At 66.2% G+C, this 14,190-nt stretch carries 10 protein-coding genes; 6 read left to right on the top strand and 4 right to left on the bottom strand.

Annotation, left to right across the window (positions count from 1 at the left end):
• Positions 1-552: 552 nt before the first annotated feature.
• On the top strand, positions 553-2,187 hold the full coding sequence (locus AC1GI4_RS13475; protein ID WP_479629849.1) for a hypothetical protein: 1,635 nt from the start codon (positions 553-555) through the stop codon (positions 2,185-2,187).
• A 7-nt stretch (positions 2,188-2,194) separates the two neighbouring features.
• Here the strand turns inward: AC1GI4_RS13475 and AC1GI4_RS13480 are convergent, their stop codons facing one another.
• From AC1GI4_RS13480 to rplJ, 3 genes are all read right to left on the bottom strand, one after another.
• Positions 2,195-3,274: a DUF5694 domain-containing protein gene (locus AC1GI4_RS13480; protein ID WP_433908899.1), complete on the bottom strand. Its 1,080-nt coding sequence runs from the start codon at positions 3,272-3,274 to the stop codon at positions 2,195-2,197.
• 208 nt (positions 3,275-3,482) lie between these two features.
• Positions 3,483-3,857, bottom strand: coding sequence for a 50S ribosomal protein L7/L12 (rplL, locus tag AC1GI4_RS13485; RefSeq protein ID WP_007403895.1), 375 nt, complete (start codon positions 3,855-3,857; stop codon positions 3,483-3,485).
• Positions 3,858-3,926: 69 nt separating this feature from the next.
• Positions 3,927-4,448, bottom strand: coding sequence for a 50S ribosomal protein L10 (gene rplJ, locus AC1GI4_RS13490; protein ID WP_056437177.1), 522 nt, complete (start codon positions 4,446-4,448; stop codon positions 3,927-3,929).
• Between the two features lie 440 nt (positions 4,449-4,888).
• On the opposite strand from rplJ, the gene AC1GI4_RS13495 reads away from it, so the two are divergent.
• From AC1GI4_RS13495 to AC1GI4_RS13505, 3 genes are all read left to right on the top strand, one after another.
• A complete protein-coding gene (locus tag AC1GI4_RS13495; protein WP_479629850.1) occupies positions 4,889-7,369 on the top strand; it encodes a PhoX family protein in 2,481 nt (826 codons plus the stop codon).
• A gap of 93 nt (positions 7,370-7,462) precedes the next feature.
• Positions 7,463-8,554: a lactonase family protein gene (locus AC1GI4_RS13500; RefSeq protein WP_479629851.1), complete on the top strand. Its 1,092-nt coding sequence runs from the start codon at positions 7,463-7,465 to the stop codon at positions 8,552-8,554.
• Between the two features lie 91 nt (positions 8,555-8,645).
• The gene (locus tag AC1GI4_RS13505; protein WP_479629852.1) at positions 8,646-9,344 is read left to right on the top strand and encodes an HPP family protein; all 699 of its coding nucleotides are present in this window, start codon (positions 8,646-8,648) and stop codon (positions 9,342-9,344) included.
• Between the two features lie 234 nt (positions 9,345-9,578).
• On the opposite strand, the gene AC1GI4_RS13510 is transcribed toward AC1GI4_RS13505, so the two are convergent.
• Positions 9,579-11,900, bottom strand: a complete 2,322-nt coding sequence (locus AC1GI4_RS13510) for a TonB-dependent receptor (protein ID WP_479629853.1) — start codon at positions 11,898-11,900, stop codon at positions 9,579-9,581.
• Positions 11,901-12,293: 393 nt separating this feature from the next.
• Here AC1GI4_RS13510 and AC1GI4_RS13515 point away from each other — a divergent pair, with 393 nt between their 5' ends.
• Positions 12,294-12,938, top strand: coding sequence for a DUF47 domain-containing protein (locus AC1GI4_RS13515; RefSeq protein ID WP_294269800.1), 645 nt, complete (start codon positions 12,294-12,296; stop codon positions 12,936-12,938).
• Between the two features lie 10 nt (positions 12,939-12,948).
• Positions 12,949-13,962: an inorganic phosphate transporter gene (locus AC1GI4_RS13520; RefSeq protein ID WP_294269797.1), complete on the top strand. Its 1,014-nt coding sequence runs from the start codon at positions 12,949-12,951 to the stop codon at positions 13,960-13,962.
• Positions 13,963-14,190 lie beyond the last annotated feature (228 nt).

Consider the following 14,190-nt stretch of genomic DNA (forward strand, 5'->3'; position numbering starts at 1 on the left):
ACGCGGCGGCCCCCTCCGCTACAATAGCGCTCCCGGTGACATCGCTATGTCCGGTCACCGACATGCCGCGCCCCTAGACCGTGATGACATTGCGTTGAACCAAGGAGAGTCCCTCCCCTTCAGGGGAGGGGTTGGGGTGGGGCCTCGCCACGGGCAGTACGCTTACGGAGGCGCCCCACCCCCGGCCCCTCCCCTGAAGGGGAGGGGTGAGTTCATCTCATATCATCTTGCTCTAAAAAGTGCGTCTCACAAATTCGCGAACGACCTCCGCGTCTCATGCGGCGTCTTGCCGGGTCTGGTCATCGGAAATGGCAGCAGCGCGCGCGATCGACCGACAAGCACCATGCGATAATCTTCGGGCGCAAGTTTCTGTAGTAAGGTGATAATGATTTCGCTGTCCGGATGCGCAACTGCCCGGTGCTCGACAGTCCTTCTGCCCCGGCCTAGGGCGCGGTCATGGAACGCCCCCATACCCGCTCGACGGCTTTTTCGGTTCGCTCCCCGCGGAGTTGGGCCTCTATCGCGTTGTTCGTGCTTACCTGGGGGATCGCCATGGCGATCTTCTTTCGCGTGCCGATCGCCAGCGGCTTCGATCTGGGCTTTGGCGAGCGCGGCGATGCGCTGATCGAGATGACGATCCTCGAACATTGGCGCAACGTCTGGTCGGGGGTGTCGTCGTGGAACAGGGGGTTCTACTTCCATCCCTATGGCGGGACGCTGGGCTATAATGACGGCTATTTCCTCTATGGCATCGTCTACAGCCTGTGGCGGCTGATCGCCGATCCCTTTCATGCCGACACGCTGAATATCCTGACCTTCAAGACGATCGGCTTCGTCGCGGCCTATGCGCTGGTGGCGCGAAGTCTGTCCTGGGGGCGGGGCGCGGCGCTGCTGGTCGCGCTCCTCTGGACGATCGCCAGCAACATCCATCTGCAAGCCGTCCATGCACAGTTGCAAAGCGTCGCGCTGTTGCCCGTCGCGATGATGCTCGCGATCGGCTGCGTCCGTGCAGAAGGGAAGGGGCGGCACGGTGCGGCAAGGGTGCGGGCGGTGGGGCTCGCCGCGCTGATGGCGGCGTGGCTGATGACCTCTTATTACATGGCCTGGTTCACGATCTTTTCGGCCTGCCTGTTCCTGTTATGCTGGGGCGTGATGACCGGGCAGGCGCGACCGGCCGTCGCCTTCGGATTGGTTCGCCGTCATGCCGGGACGATCGCGATCGGCTTTGCGGCCTTTGCCGTGCTGATCCTGCCTTTCCTGATCGTCTATCTCCCCAAGATGCGCGAGACGGGGGGCGAGGGGCTGGAGGACATGCTCGGCTATCTTGTCACGCCGGTCATCGACATGGTGAATGTGGGCCCGGGCAATTATGTCTGGGGCTGGCTGTTCGTGCCGCTCCACGCGCTGGTCCATCATTGGCTGCCGGGTGATCCCGACCTGCCGCGCCGGGTGCTTGGGGGCGAACATGAGGTGGGTTTCCCGCTGGTGATGGCTGCGCTGCTCCTGGTCGCGGCGTGGCGGATCGTCGTGCGGCGGCGGGCGAGCGAAGGGGAGGCGCCGGTGACGCTCCGCGCCTTCACGCTGGCCATGATGATCGCCTGGCTGCTGACGCTGCAATTCTGGTATGCCTCGCCCTGGCTGCTGGTGTTCGAACTGGTGCCGGGCGCCAAGGGACTGCGCACCGTCTCGCGCTATCAGCTATGGCTGACCCTGCCATTCCTGCTCATCCTCGTCGCAGGCTGGCGGGCGCAGGCGGCGCGCCTGTGGGGGAAACGGCCAGGCTGGTTGGTGGCGATCATCGCATTGCTGGTCGCCGAGAATCTGAGCGCCGAGACGCCCGCCCAGCTCAGCCGCGCCGAGCAACGCGCTGCCCTGTCCGCCATCCCCCGGCCGCCGCGCGACTGCCATGTCTTTTATGTTACCGCATCGCGGGTGACCGAGCCGCTCTACATCAGCGCGGAACTGCACAAGCTTTATCCCCACAATGTCGACGGCATGTTCCTGGCCGAGCTGTGGCGGGTGCCGACGATCAACGGCTTCTCGACGTTCAACCCGCCCGACTGGAATTTCGGCGACCCGCGGGCGGCGAGCTATGACGCGCGGGTGCGGGGCTATGTCCGGCGGCATGGGCTCCACGGTGTTTGCGGGCTCGACATGCGGCGGGCGCAGCCTTGGAGTCGGTTGTAACGAAGGCCTATCGTAGGATGGGCCCAAGATCGACGAGCGTCACGTCGCGCATCTGGTTCAGATAAGCTTCGTAATAGGGTTTGTGCGACGCGCCGACGATCGCGATCATCCGCGTGCCGGGCGCACGACCCAGGACCTCGCGGATATTGGCCACCATGCGCAGGTTGCGGGTTTCCCAATAGGCGACGTAACGCCGCCCATAGCCCTGTGGCGACGGCTCGGCGAGCGCGGCGCCCCAATCGGAGCGATAAGCCAGGTCGGCGGCTTTCGGCGCGTTCAGGGCGCGATAGAGGGTCAGCAGCCCATCGGGCCGGGCAAGCCCGGCATAAAGTCGCTCGCCCTCGGCCTTACGCGCCTTGGTGGCGGGGTTGTCCCAGGCACGCGCGATCGCCTCGCCATACGCCTTGTCATCGATCTTCGCGCCGACGAAGGACTGGTCGTCGACGCTCCAGACCCGCTCCAGTCCCGACCGCGCGGCGAGTTGCGCGGCGACCAGTTCCGTTTCGTTTTTCATCGTGAGTCGGGCCTGCAGATCCTTCACCAGCGCCGGCGTCAGCCCGTCCTCCGCGCGTCGCTCATCGGCGGGCAGGCGGAACCACTGGACCATCGCCGAGGCCGGTTCCCCGGCGGCAAGGAAGAGTAGCGCCAGGCGGCGGCGCTGGGCGGGTGTCGGCGCGGCGGGCCAGGCGGCGAGCAGCTCTTCGGCCCTGGCATTGGCGGCAACGACGTCGAGCCCCGCTGCCTGTCCGGCGGCGCTCGGATCGAAGCAATAGACTTCGACTTCCTCGGCATGACGTTCGCGCTGGTGGCGCATGGCATCGCATTGCAGCCCGGCGATGCTCTCGCTGGCCACCGCAGTCGGCTTCCAGCGGATCAGGCGTTCGAGCAGTGGTTCGATCATTTCAGGCCGGAAGCTGGCGGGGAGGCTCGACAGGTGTGGCGAGCCCAGTACGAGCACCTCGTTCGGGCGTCCGGCAGGCCGGTCGGTCAGCGCGTCTGGGTGAAAAACAGGGCGATAGCGCTGGGCCTCGGCCATGCCCGCCAACCCTGCCATGGCCGCCAAAAAGACAAAGCTGATTCGTCGCATCGGTTGCCCCCCATATCTCCTGACACAGCCGCCATGCAGTCCGATCAGCGGCTGTATTGTTTGTATAGTACGGTGTGGTGATAGCCGGGGTCAATGGCATGGCGGATCCACGTCCGACCCCAAAAGAAAAGGGCGACCCCCGCGAAGGGGCCGCCCTTGACTTTAGCTCGCCAAGCGAACGGGTGCGGGGGTTGCCCCCGCAGTCCGATTACTTGAGCTCGACGGTCGCGCCGGCTTCTTCGAGCTGCTTCTTGATCTTCTCGGCCTCGTCCTTGGCAATGCCTTCCTTGACGGGCTTCGGAGCGCCTTCGACCAGCGCCTTGGCTTCGGTCAGGCCCAGGCCGGTGATCGCGCGGACTTCCTTGATGACGTTGATCTTCTTGCCACCGTCGCCGGTGAGGATCACGTCGAATTCGGTCTTCTCTTCAGCGGCCGGAGCAGCAGCGCCGCCAGCAGCAGGAGCCGCGGCAACAGCAGCGGCGGCCGAGACGCCCCACTTCTCTTCGAGCATCTTCGAGAGCTCGGCGGCTTCGAGGACGGTCAGCTCGCTCAGCTGGTCAACCAGCGCGTTCAGGTCTGCCATGTTCTTATCTCCAATACGGGCCGGATGAAGTGGCCCGAGTGTGTCAGTTCAATCGTGTTCGCCCGAAGATCAGGCGGCTTCCTTGTCCTTGTCGGCATAAGCCGCGAGGACGCGGGCGATCTGCGCCGCGGGAGCCTGGGTGATGGTGGCCAGCTTCGTGGCGGGCGCCACGATGAGACCGACCAGCTTCGCCCGGAGCTCGTCCAGCGAGGGCAGAGTCGCCAGCGCCTGCACGCCTGCGACATCAAGGACGTTCGCACCCATCGATCCGCCGACGATCTCGAACTTGTCGGTCGTCTTGGCGAAGTCCACGGCCACCTTGGCGGCGGCCACGGGATCGATCGAGCTGGCAATGCCGACGGGACCCGTCAGCATGTCAGCGACACCGGCATAGTCGGTGCCCTGGGCTGCGATCTTGGCAAGCCGGTTCTTCGAGACCTTGTAGGTCGCGCCGGCTTCCCGCATCTTCGTGCGCAGGGCCGTCGACTGGGCGACGGTCATGCCGTGGTTGCGGGTGATGACCACCACGCCAACCTCGTTGAAGTTGCGGTTCAGTTCGGCGACGGCCTGGCTCTTTTGATCGCGATCCATGCCATTCTCCATGGTTGGAACGACCGCGAACGGCCATCCCGGTTGCTTGACCGGGGGGTGAAACCACCCCTCGGGGTGTCCAGCGATGGGGAATGGGCAACCGACGCGTATGGAAACGCGGGGCAGACCGGGCGGGACCAGCGAGGGGCACGACCGGCAAAATCCTTTTCCCCGTCTCGGCAGGAGATTAAGCCAGGGCATATTCCCCGGCACCTGCTGTCTTGGACGGAATCCGAACGGGCAAGCCCATCCGGATGCGGGGGTGCCGTTAAGCCAGGTGCGTTGCGGAGTCAAGCCGCATGGCGAGATGGCGATGATGTCATGATATGGTCATCCCAAAGTCACCGACATGACGCCGAAATGAAGCCTGCGTGACTTGCGGGCGCGGCAAAGGGCGCGGTGAGGCCGCGTTCGATCCCAGCGGCGCCGGGGGATTTTCCATGTCGGATATCAATAGCATGGTCGCCTATGACGATGGCGACGTCGATACCAACCGTTCCGCCAACACGCACATGAGCGAGTTGATCGCCACCCGCCTGTCGCGCCGCCAGACGCTGCGCCACGGGGTATCGGCGATGACCACCGCGCTGTTCGGCGGCGCGCTGCTGGCCGGTTGCGACGACGAGAATCCGCAGGCGGTCACCGCGACGGCGGCGGGCAGCACCGCCAGCGTCGCGGCGGGGCGTCCCGTCACGCTGACCGGCACGGTGGGCAGCGGGCAGGTGGCCAATGTGAACTGGAGCCAGACGGCGGGTCCGTCGGTCACGCTGACGGGCGCCAACCAGCTGGTCGCTTCGTTCCGCGCGCCCGCCGTGGCGACCGCGACGCAGTTGGGCTTCAACTTGGAGATCACCAGCCGCGACGGCCTGGTCACCAACAACAGCGTGACCGTCACCGTCACGCCGATCACGCTCGACTTCACCGCTGTGCCGCATAGCCTGGCCGACATCGTAACGGTCCCGGCGGGTTACAGCGTCAGCGTGCTCTATCGCCTGGGCGATCCGATCGCGGCGGGCGTGCCCGCTTATGCGAACAACGGCACCGACACCAACTTCGCGCAGCGTGCGGGCGACCATCATGACGGCATGAGCTATTTCGGCCTCGCCGCGTCGGGCACCAACCCGGACCCGAACAACAGCACGCGCGGCCTGCTGGTTCTCAACCACGAGAATATCAGCGAGCAATATCTCCATGTAAACGGCCAGACGCCCGCCCCGCGCCCCGAAAGCGAGGCGATCAAGGAGATCGAGTGCCACGGCGTCTCGGTGGTCGAGGTGACTCGGACCAATGGCGTGTGGAGCTATGTGCAAGGCTCGGCGCTGAACCGCCGCATCACGCCGAACACACCCATGGCGTTCAGCGGCCCGGTCAAGGGCAGTGCCTGGCTGAAGACCGCCTATTCGACCGACGGCACCGCCGGTCGGGGTACGATCAACAACTGCGCCAACGGCACGATGGCGTGGAACACCTATCTGACCAACGAAGAGAATTGGGCGGGCTATTTCCGCCGTGCCTCGGGCGACGCGGCGGTGCGGACGGCGACGACGCCGAAACAGAATGTCTCGCTCGCCCGCTATGGCATCGGCGAAGGGCGTGGCGGCAATTACAACTGGACCACGGTGACGCCGTCCAACCCGTCGAGCACCGTCTTCCGTCGCTGGAACGCGACCGCTACCGCCGCGCTGGCCGCCGACGGGACGGCGGACTTCCGCAACGAGCCGTTCCAGTTCGGCTGGGTGGTCGAGATCGATCCGTTCAATCCCGCCTCCACGCCGCGCAAGCGCACCGCGCTGGGCCGCATGAACCATGAAGGCTGCCAGAGCGGCCGGATGATCGCGGGGGTTCGTCCGGCCTTCTACATGGGCGACGACGCGCAGAACGAATATATCTACAAATTCGTGTCGGCGACCCCGTGGAGCGCCTCGGACGCCAATGCCTCGGATCGTCTGGCAGTGGGCGACAAGTATCTGGACACCGGCACCCTCTATGTCGCCAGATTCAACGCGGACGGCACCGGCCAGTGGCTGCCTTTGGTGTTCGGGCAGAACGGGCTGACCGCGTCGAACAGCATCTATCCGTTTGCCGACCAGGCCGATGTGCTCATCAACACCCGTCTGGCGGGCGATGCGCTGGGCGCGACGAAGATGGACCGGCCCGAATGGACCGCGGTCAATCCGGCGACCGGCGAGATGTATTGCACGCTGACCAACAACGCCTCGCGCAAGCCGGTCGCGTCGGGCAGCAACACCGCCGTCGATGCCGCCAACCCGCGCGCCTATGTCGATCCGCCGTCGACCTCGGTCGGCAACCGCAACGGCCATATCATCCGCATCCGCGAGGCGAACGACACGACCGAGGCGACCAGCTTCACCTGGGACGTCTATGCCTTCGGAGCGGGCGCGGACCTCGACCCGACCAACGTGAACCTGTCTGGTCTGGATGCGACGAACGATTTCTCGTCGCCCGACGGCCTCTGGTTCAGCCTGCCGAGCAATGTCGCGGGCCAGGCGACGCCGGTCATGTGGATCCAGACCGATGACGGCGCTTTCACCGACGTCACGAACTGCATGATGCTGGCCGCGATCCCCGGCCGGGTCGGCGATGGTGGCACCCGTTCGGTGACCAGCAGCGCGGGCGGCGCTTCGGCCACCGTCACCACCCGCATCGGCAAGGCGCCGGGCGTCACGCTGAAGCGCTTCCTGGTGGGGCCGAAACAGTGCGAGATCACCGGCATCCACTCGACGCCGGACGGCACCTCGGTCTTCGTCAATATCCAGCATCCGGGCGAGGGGGCGACCACGCCGTCGGCCCCGACCAGCAACTGGCCCGACAGCCAGTCGGGCAATGCGGCGGCGACCGTGCGTCCGCGCTCGGCCACCATCGTCATCACCAAGAATGACGGCGGCGTGGTCGCGATCTAAACCGCTCGCCGCATCGGGCACGCCGGGGGGCGGGAAGGTGATTGCCTTCCCGCCCCCTTTGGCGTTCAAGAGCCGCCGAAGAGGAGGGGCGGCATGACGACGACACGGCGCGAGGTGATGGCGGGCGCGATCGCGGCCACGGGGCTGGGCATCGCGGGCGAACCGCTATTCGCGCGGGCACCGGCGGATCGGCTGATCGCGGGCACCTATGTCAATGAGGGCGGCAAGGGGCTGTACCCGGTCGTCGACGGACGGGTGGGCGCGCCGATGACGGGAATCGTCAACGCTTCCTATGGCGTCGGGGGCGGGCCGAACGGCACTTATTATCTGCTCCGCGAACAGGCCGAGGGGCGGGTGACCGGCTATGGCCCCGAATGGCGGCCACGGGGCGGGGCGTCGACCGGCGGCGCGGATCCGTGCCATGTCGCGATCGACCGCGCCTCTGCCTGCCTGGCGGTGGCCAATTATTCCAGCGGCTCGGTCGCTTTCTACCGGCTCGACCGGCGGACGGGCGCGCCGGGTGAGCCGCAGCTCTTCCAGCATCGCGGCACCGGCCCCAATACCGAGCGCCAGGCCGGGGCGCATGCGCATTGGGTGGGGTTCAGCCCCGACCGGCGCTGGCTGCATTCGGTCGATCTGGGGGCGGATGCGATCTTTTCCTATCGCTTCGATCCGGTGGCGCGCACGCTCTCCGACCAACGGGTTGCGTGGCAGGCCCCGGCGGGCGCCGGGCCGCGTCACATGGTCCGCCACCCGACCCTGGCGCGTGCCTATCTCGCCTGCGAGTTGCAGCCCCGGCTGTTCGTGCTCGACGCGCTGCCCGATGGTCGTTTCCGTGACGTGGGCGAGCATGCGCTGCTGCCCGAGGGGACGAAGGGGCCGTCCTATGCCGCGCATATCGCGATCGATCGGGCAGGGCGGACGCTCTATGTCTCCAATCGCGGGGCGAACAGCATCACCGTCTTCGCCCTCGACGCCAAGGGCGAGCCGCGCGTGGTGCAGCATGTCCCGACCGGCGGCGACTGGCCGCGCTTCTTCCTGCTGCGCGAGGAGCGCGGCGAGATGCTGGTGGCGAACGAGCGTTCGGGCACGGTCAACGCCTTCCGTATCGGCAAGGACGGCCGCCTGACCGCGACCGGGAGAAACATCGCGATCCCCGGCATAGTATTTTTGGCCGAGGTCTAAGGCGCGCCGACCGCCGCCAAACCGCACGCCCCTCCCCCAACCTCCCCCTGCCGGGAGGAGGGGCTTACACATTCCAACCTCGAAGGCGGCTATGCGCTTCTTCCAACCCCTGCTTGCCGGAGCCACTTTGTCTGGCCGTCTGCTCGCCTGTGTCGGGGCGGTCATCGGGATCGCGCTGACGATCATCGTGTGCGGCGGGCTGCCCATATTCGGGCCGGACCTGCCGATCATCGTCGCACCGCTGGGGGCCTCGGCCGTGCTGGTTTTCGCTGTGCCCGCCAGTCCGCTCGCCCAGCCCTGGTCGGTGGTCGGCGGCAATGTCCTGTCGACGCTGGTCGGAGTGGCGATGTTCCAGGCCATCCCCTCGCTGCCGCTGGCGGCGGGGTGCGCGGTCGGCGGGGCGATCCTGGTCATGTCGCTGACACGCTGCCTGCATCCGCCGGGCGGCGCGGCGGCGCTGACCGCCGTCATCGGCAGCCAGGGAATCCATGCGGCGGGCTTTTCCTTCGCCTTCGCGCCGGTCGCGATCAACTCGATCGCGCTGGTGGCGCTGGGCATGTTCTTCCACCGCGCGACGGGGCGCAGCTATCCGCACGAACCCGCGCTGGCACCGCCGGTGAGCGACGCCTCGCGCATCCGGGCCGAGGATGTAGATGCCGCACTCGAGGACATGCACGAGAGCTTCGACATCGCGCGCGAGGATCTGGACATGCTGCTCGCCCATGCGGAGCGCCATGCACGGGCGAGGGCGGCGCCGGTTCGGGCGAAGCGCTTCTTGAGGGGCGGTTAAGGACCGACCCTCCGTTCGCGCTGAGCGAATTCGAAGCGCACGGGCGAACCGGGCGGCTTGGCGAATGTTGGCCTGTGGCCTTCGACTTCGCTCAGGCTGAACGGAGGGTGGAATCAGGGCCCGTCCGTTCACGCTGAGCGAAGTCGAAGCGCACGGGCGAACCTTGGCCACGCGACAAAAAAAGCCCGCCCCCCACGAAGAGGGACGGGCCTTTCCATCACACCGTCAATCCGATCAGCGATACTTGCCGCTGAACGACACGCCGATGATGCGCGGTTCGTTGAACACGGCCGCCATATAGTTTTCAATCACGCCCTTCAGGTTCTTCTCGTTCGTGATGTTGCGGGCGAAGACCGACAGGCTCCAGTCGTCGTTCGGTGCGGAATAGCCGATGCTCAGGCCGCCCTCGAAATTGCCGTTCGAGGTGAACTCCTTGGTCCGGTACAGGACGAAGTTGGTATAGCCCTGCAGGTTCCAGTCGGTCGAGATGAACGCCTTGCCGCCATCGGCCAGCGGCATGTCGTACTTGGCCGCCAGGTTGACGTTATATTCCGGCGCGTTGGGCAGCGGGTTGCCGTTGATCGGCACGAAGAACGCGTTCGCCCCGAAGATGCGCCGCGTCGTCACCGGGCCGTTCAGCACGGTGCAGACCATCACGCCGTTCAGGCCGCAGGTCTGGACCTGCACGTTACGGTCGCGGATTTCCGAGTGCAGCAGGCTGACGCCCGCCGACAGCGCCAGGTTGCGCACCGGCAACCACTGTGCATCGGCTTCCAGGCCATAGGCGACCGCCTTGTCGGCATTGAGCAGCACGCCGTTGCCGTCCGAATCGTTGCCGTTCAGCTGGATGTTCTTCACCCGGTACGCAAAGGCCGCCGCGTTCAGGCGCAGGGTGTTGTCGAACAGCTTCGACTTGAAGCCGGTCTCGAACGACAGGTTCGTTTCCGAGCCCGCGGTCGAGAAGTCCGAGTTGAACACCGCCGAGCGACCCTGGATCGTCGGCCCGCGGAAGCCCTGGGCTGCGCGGACATAGACGTTGACGTTCGGGTTCACCTCATAGAGCGCTGACAGGTCCCAGCTGGGCTGGGTATCCGACAGGCGCACGTCGCGGCGGCCGCGATAGGTGGAGACACCAGTCGCGCTGTCGGCGGTGCGCAGCAGCTGGGTACGCTTGGTATCCTCGCTGATCCGGCCCCCGGCGGTCAGGGTCAGGCGGTCGGTCGCGCGGTAGCTGACCTGACCGAACACGCCCCAGGACGTATTCACGTCGTGCAGGCGCACCCAGTTGTTCGGGTTGGCGCCGATCAGATAGGCACGCTGATAGAAGTCGGTGATGTCGCGGCTGTCGAAATAGATGCCGCCCAGCTGCCACTTGAAGGCATTGTTGCCGGTCGAGGCCAGGCGGACTTCCTGCGTCCACTGGTCGAGACCCCGGATCTGACCCTGGCTCAGGCCATAGCCATTGGGCACACCGTTGACCGGGAAGTTGGTCGCGGCCCCGCCATCGGTGTCGCCCCGGCTGAAGCCGGCCGTGGTTTCATAGGCGGTGATCGAGGTCAGCTCGGCGGGCCCCAAGTCCCAGGCGGCGCGCAGCGAGGTGCCTTGCGTGTCATAGGACTGTGGGTTGTCGCGGCCTTCGTCATAGGCGACGCGGTCGCGCGGCTCGGCCGACACGTCGCGCGAACCCTTCTTGAGCGCGCCGCGATGGAACAGCGTCGAGGTGCCGTCATACCAGCGGGCATGGCCCGACAGGTTGAACGACAGTGTGTCGGTCGGCGTCAGCAGCAGCTGAAGGCGCACGTCACGCTCGGTGAAGCCGCCCATGGCGTCCTTCTTCGGGGTCAGCGTGCCATCGGCGCTGGGGCCCGAATAGGTATTGTCGACCCAATTGTCGCGATGCTGGACCAGCGCCGACAGGCGGAAGGCCAGCACGTCGCGGATCAGCGGGCCGCCGACACCGGCGTCCATGCTGATCGTGTTGTAGCTGCCGATCGAGGCGGTGGCGCGGCTCTGGAAGGTCTGGGTCGGCTTGATCGTGTCGAACTTGATGATGCCTGCGGTCGTGTTGCGACCGAACAGGGACCCTTGCGGCCCGCGCAGCACTTCGACCTGATCGACGTCGAAGATCGGGTTCGACTTCAGTACGACATGTTCCAGGACGACATCGTCCTGGATGATCGAGACGGGCTGCGACGCGCCCAGATAGAAGTCGATATTGCCGAGGCCGCGAATGTAGAAGCGCGGGAAGATGCGGCCGGTGGTCGTCTCGGCGTACAGGCCAGGTACGCGGCCCGACAGCGCCAGAATGTCCTCACCGCCCTGCTGGAAGGTGCGCAGGTTCGACCCGCTGACCACGCCGACCGACACCGGCACGCGGTTCAGGCTTTCCGAACGGCGCTCGGCGGTGACGACGACGTCGCCCAGGCCCTGCTGCTCGTCCGTCGCGGCGGTGCCCTGCGCCGCGCCCTGGTCGGCGGCTTGCGCCATGGCCGGTACGGTCGCCAGCGTTCCCCACGCAGCGCCCAGCAGCGCCGCGGTCTTGATAACCGATTTCATATATTCCCCACGCTCCGGCGGGCGGTTCACGCCGCCCGACTGATTCAATTCTCCCGGTAAGGCGGGCCGTTAGAGGCGCATTATGGCGCTCGCGTGACAGAGGTGATGCGCCAAAACCACAATCCGGAATGAAATCGATATGGTTGTCGGGTCCTGGCGATCGGCGGCATCGAGGGCCCCTGCGTCAACGCTCGCATGGCCTTCGGTGGTGGCGTGTGTCACATCGTTGTAACCCAGTTTTGCTTGACGTGATGCCTGCGTCTGGTCAGGGGGGCGACATTCGTGCCATCCTCGGTTCATGACCTTTTCACGGTCCGGCGTTTCGCCGTGGCCCGATCGGCCATGGCCTGAAGACGTACACGTTATCGGATCACTATCGGGGTTTACCGACTGATGTTCGCCTGGTTCCAACGCCTCCTGCCGAAGACGGGAAATTTCTTCGAGCTGTTCGAGGCGCAAGCCGCCACCATCCTTGCGGGGGCCGAAGCCACCGTCCGCATTTTCGACGCGCAGGGCCGCACCGCCGACGAGATCGCCGTCGTCGCCGCGCGGGAGCATGACGCCGACGAGATCACGCGCCAGGTCCTGACCTCGGTTCGCTCGACCTTTCTGACGCCGTTCGATCGCGCCGCGATCACCTCGCTGATCGGCTCGATGGACGACACTATCGACGAGATGCACGCGGCGGCCACCGCGATCGGCCTGTACCGGCTGACCAACTTCGCGCCGGAAATGCGCGAAATGGCGGCGGTCGCGGTCGACGCGGCCAAGCTGACCGTCGAGGCGATGCCGCTGATGCGCGACGTCGCGCGCAATGGCGACCGCCTCCACGCGCTGACCGAGGAGCTGGTCCGGCTGGAAGGCCGCGCAGATGAGATGCATGCGGCGGGCCTGAAGCGCACGCTGGACGAATGCGGCGAGCGCGACACGCTGCGCTTCGTCATCGAAAAGGAAGTGTACAAGCATCTGGAGCGCATCCTCGACGCGTTCGAGGATGTCGCCGACGAGATCGACGGCATCGTCATCGACCACGCCTGAGGCGAGGGACATGCACGAACTCGCCTTTCCGCTGCTGGCCGGCCTGATCCTGGTCGCGCTGGCGTTCGATTATCTCAACGGCCTGCACGATGCGGCCAATTCGATCGCGACCGTGGTGGCGACGCGCCTTCTGTCGCCGGTCGCGGCGGTAGTGTTCGCGGCGTTCTTCAACTTCGCGGCTTATTTCCTGACCGTCGCCTTCCCCAGCCTGCACAAGGTGGCGGAGACGGTCGGCAAGGGCCTGATCGCGCAGGACGTGGTGACGCCCGCCGTCATCTTCGGCGCGCTGGGCGGGGCGATGGCGTGGAACGTCATCACCTGGCTGCGCGGCATTCCTTCCTCCTCCAGCCATGCACTGGTCGGCGGGCTGGTCGGCGCAGGGGTCGCCCATGCGGGCATGGGCGCGGTCCAGTGGGCGGGCCTGAACAAGACGCTGCTCGCCATCGTCCTGTCGCCGCTGCTCGGCATGATGCTGGCGATGCTGGTCATGCTGCTGAGCAGCTGGGCGCTGCGCCGCTCGACGGCGGGCGGGGCGGAGCGCAGCTTTCGTGCCCTGCATCTCGTCTCGTCGGCGGCCTATTCGCTTAGCCACGGCTTGAACGATGCGCAGAAGACGATGGGGATCATCACCGTCCTTCTCTATTCGACCGGCCGCCTGACCGGCCCGTTCGAGGTGCCGCACTGGGTCGCCATCTCGTGCTACGTCGCCATGGCGCTGGGCACGATGACCGGCGGCTGGAAGATCATCGAGACGATGGGCAGCCGCATCACCAAGCTGTCGCAGCACCAGGGGTTCAGCGCCTCGACCGCCGGGTCCATCGTGATCTTCTGCGCTTCGGCGCTGGGTATTCCGGTGTCGACCACTCACACCATCACCGGCTCGATCATCGGCGCGGGCGTCGCGCGGCGCGCCTCGGCGGTGCGCTGGGGGGTGGCGGGCAATGTGGTGATCGCCTGGATCATCACCATCCCGGCCTCTGCCGTGATGGGGGCGGGCTTCTACCTGCTGACCCGGTTGTTCTGATTGGGGGGAGGGCTGAGGCTCTCCCCTTTTTTATTCCTCCCCTGGAAGGGGAGGTGGCATGCCGAAGGCATGACGGAGGGGTGTCCCGCTTTGCGAGGGCAGCCCGATCTCGTCGCCGGTGACACCCCTCCACCAGCTTCGCTGGTCCCCCTCCCCTTACAGGGGAGGAACAGATTTGCCTTCGGCCTTCGACTTCGCTCAGGCTGAACGGAGGTGGGGATGAGCGAT

Source organism: Sphingomonas sp. 77B (genome assembly GCF_056497825.1).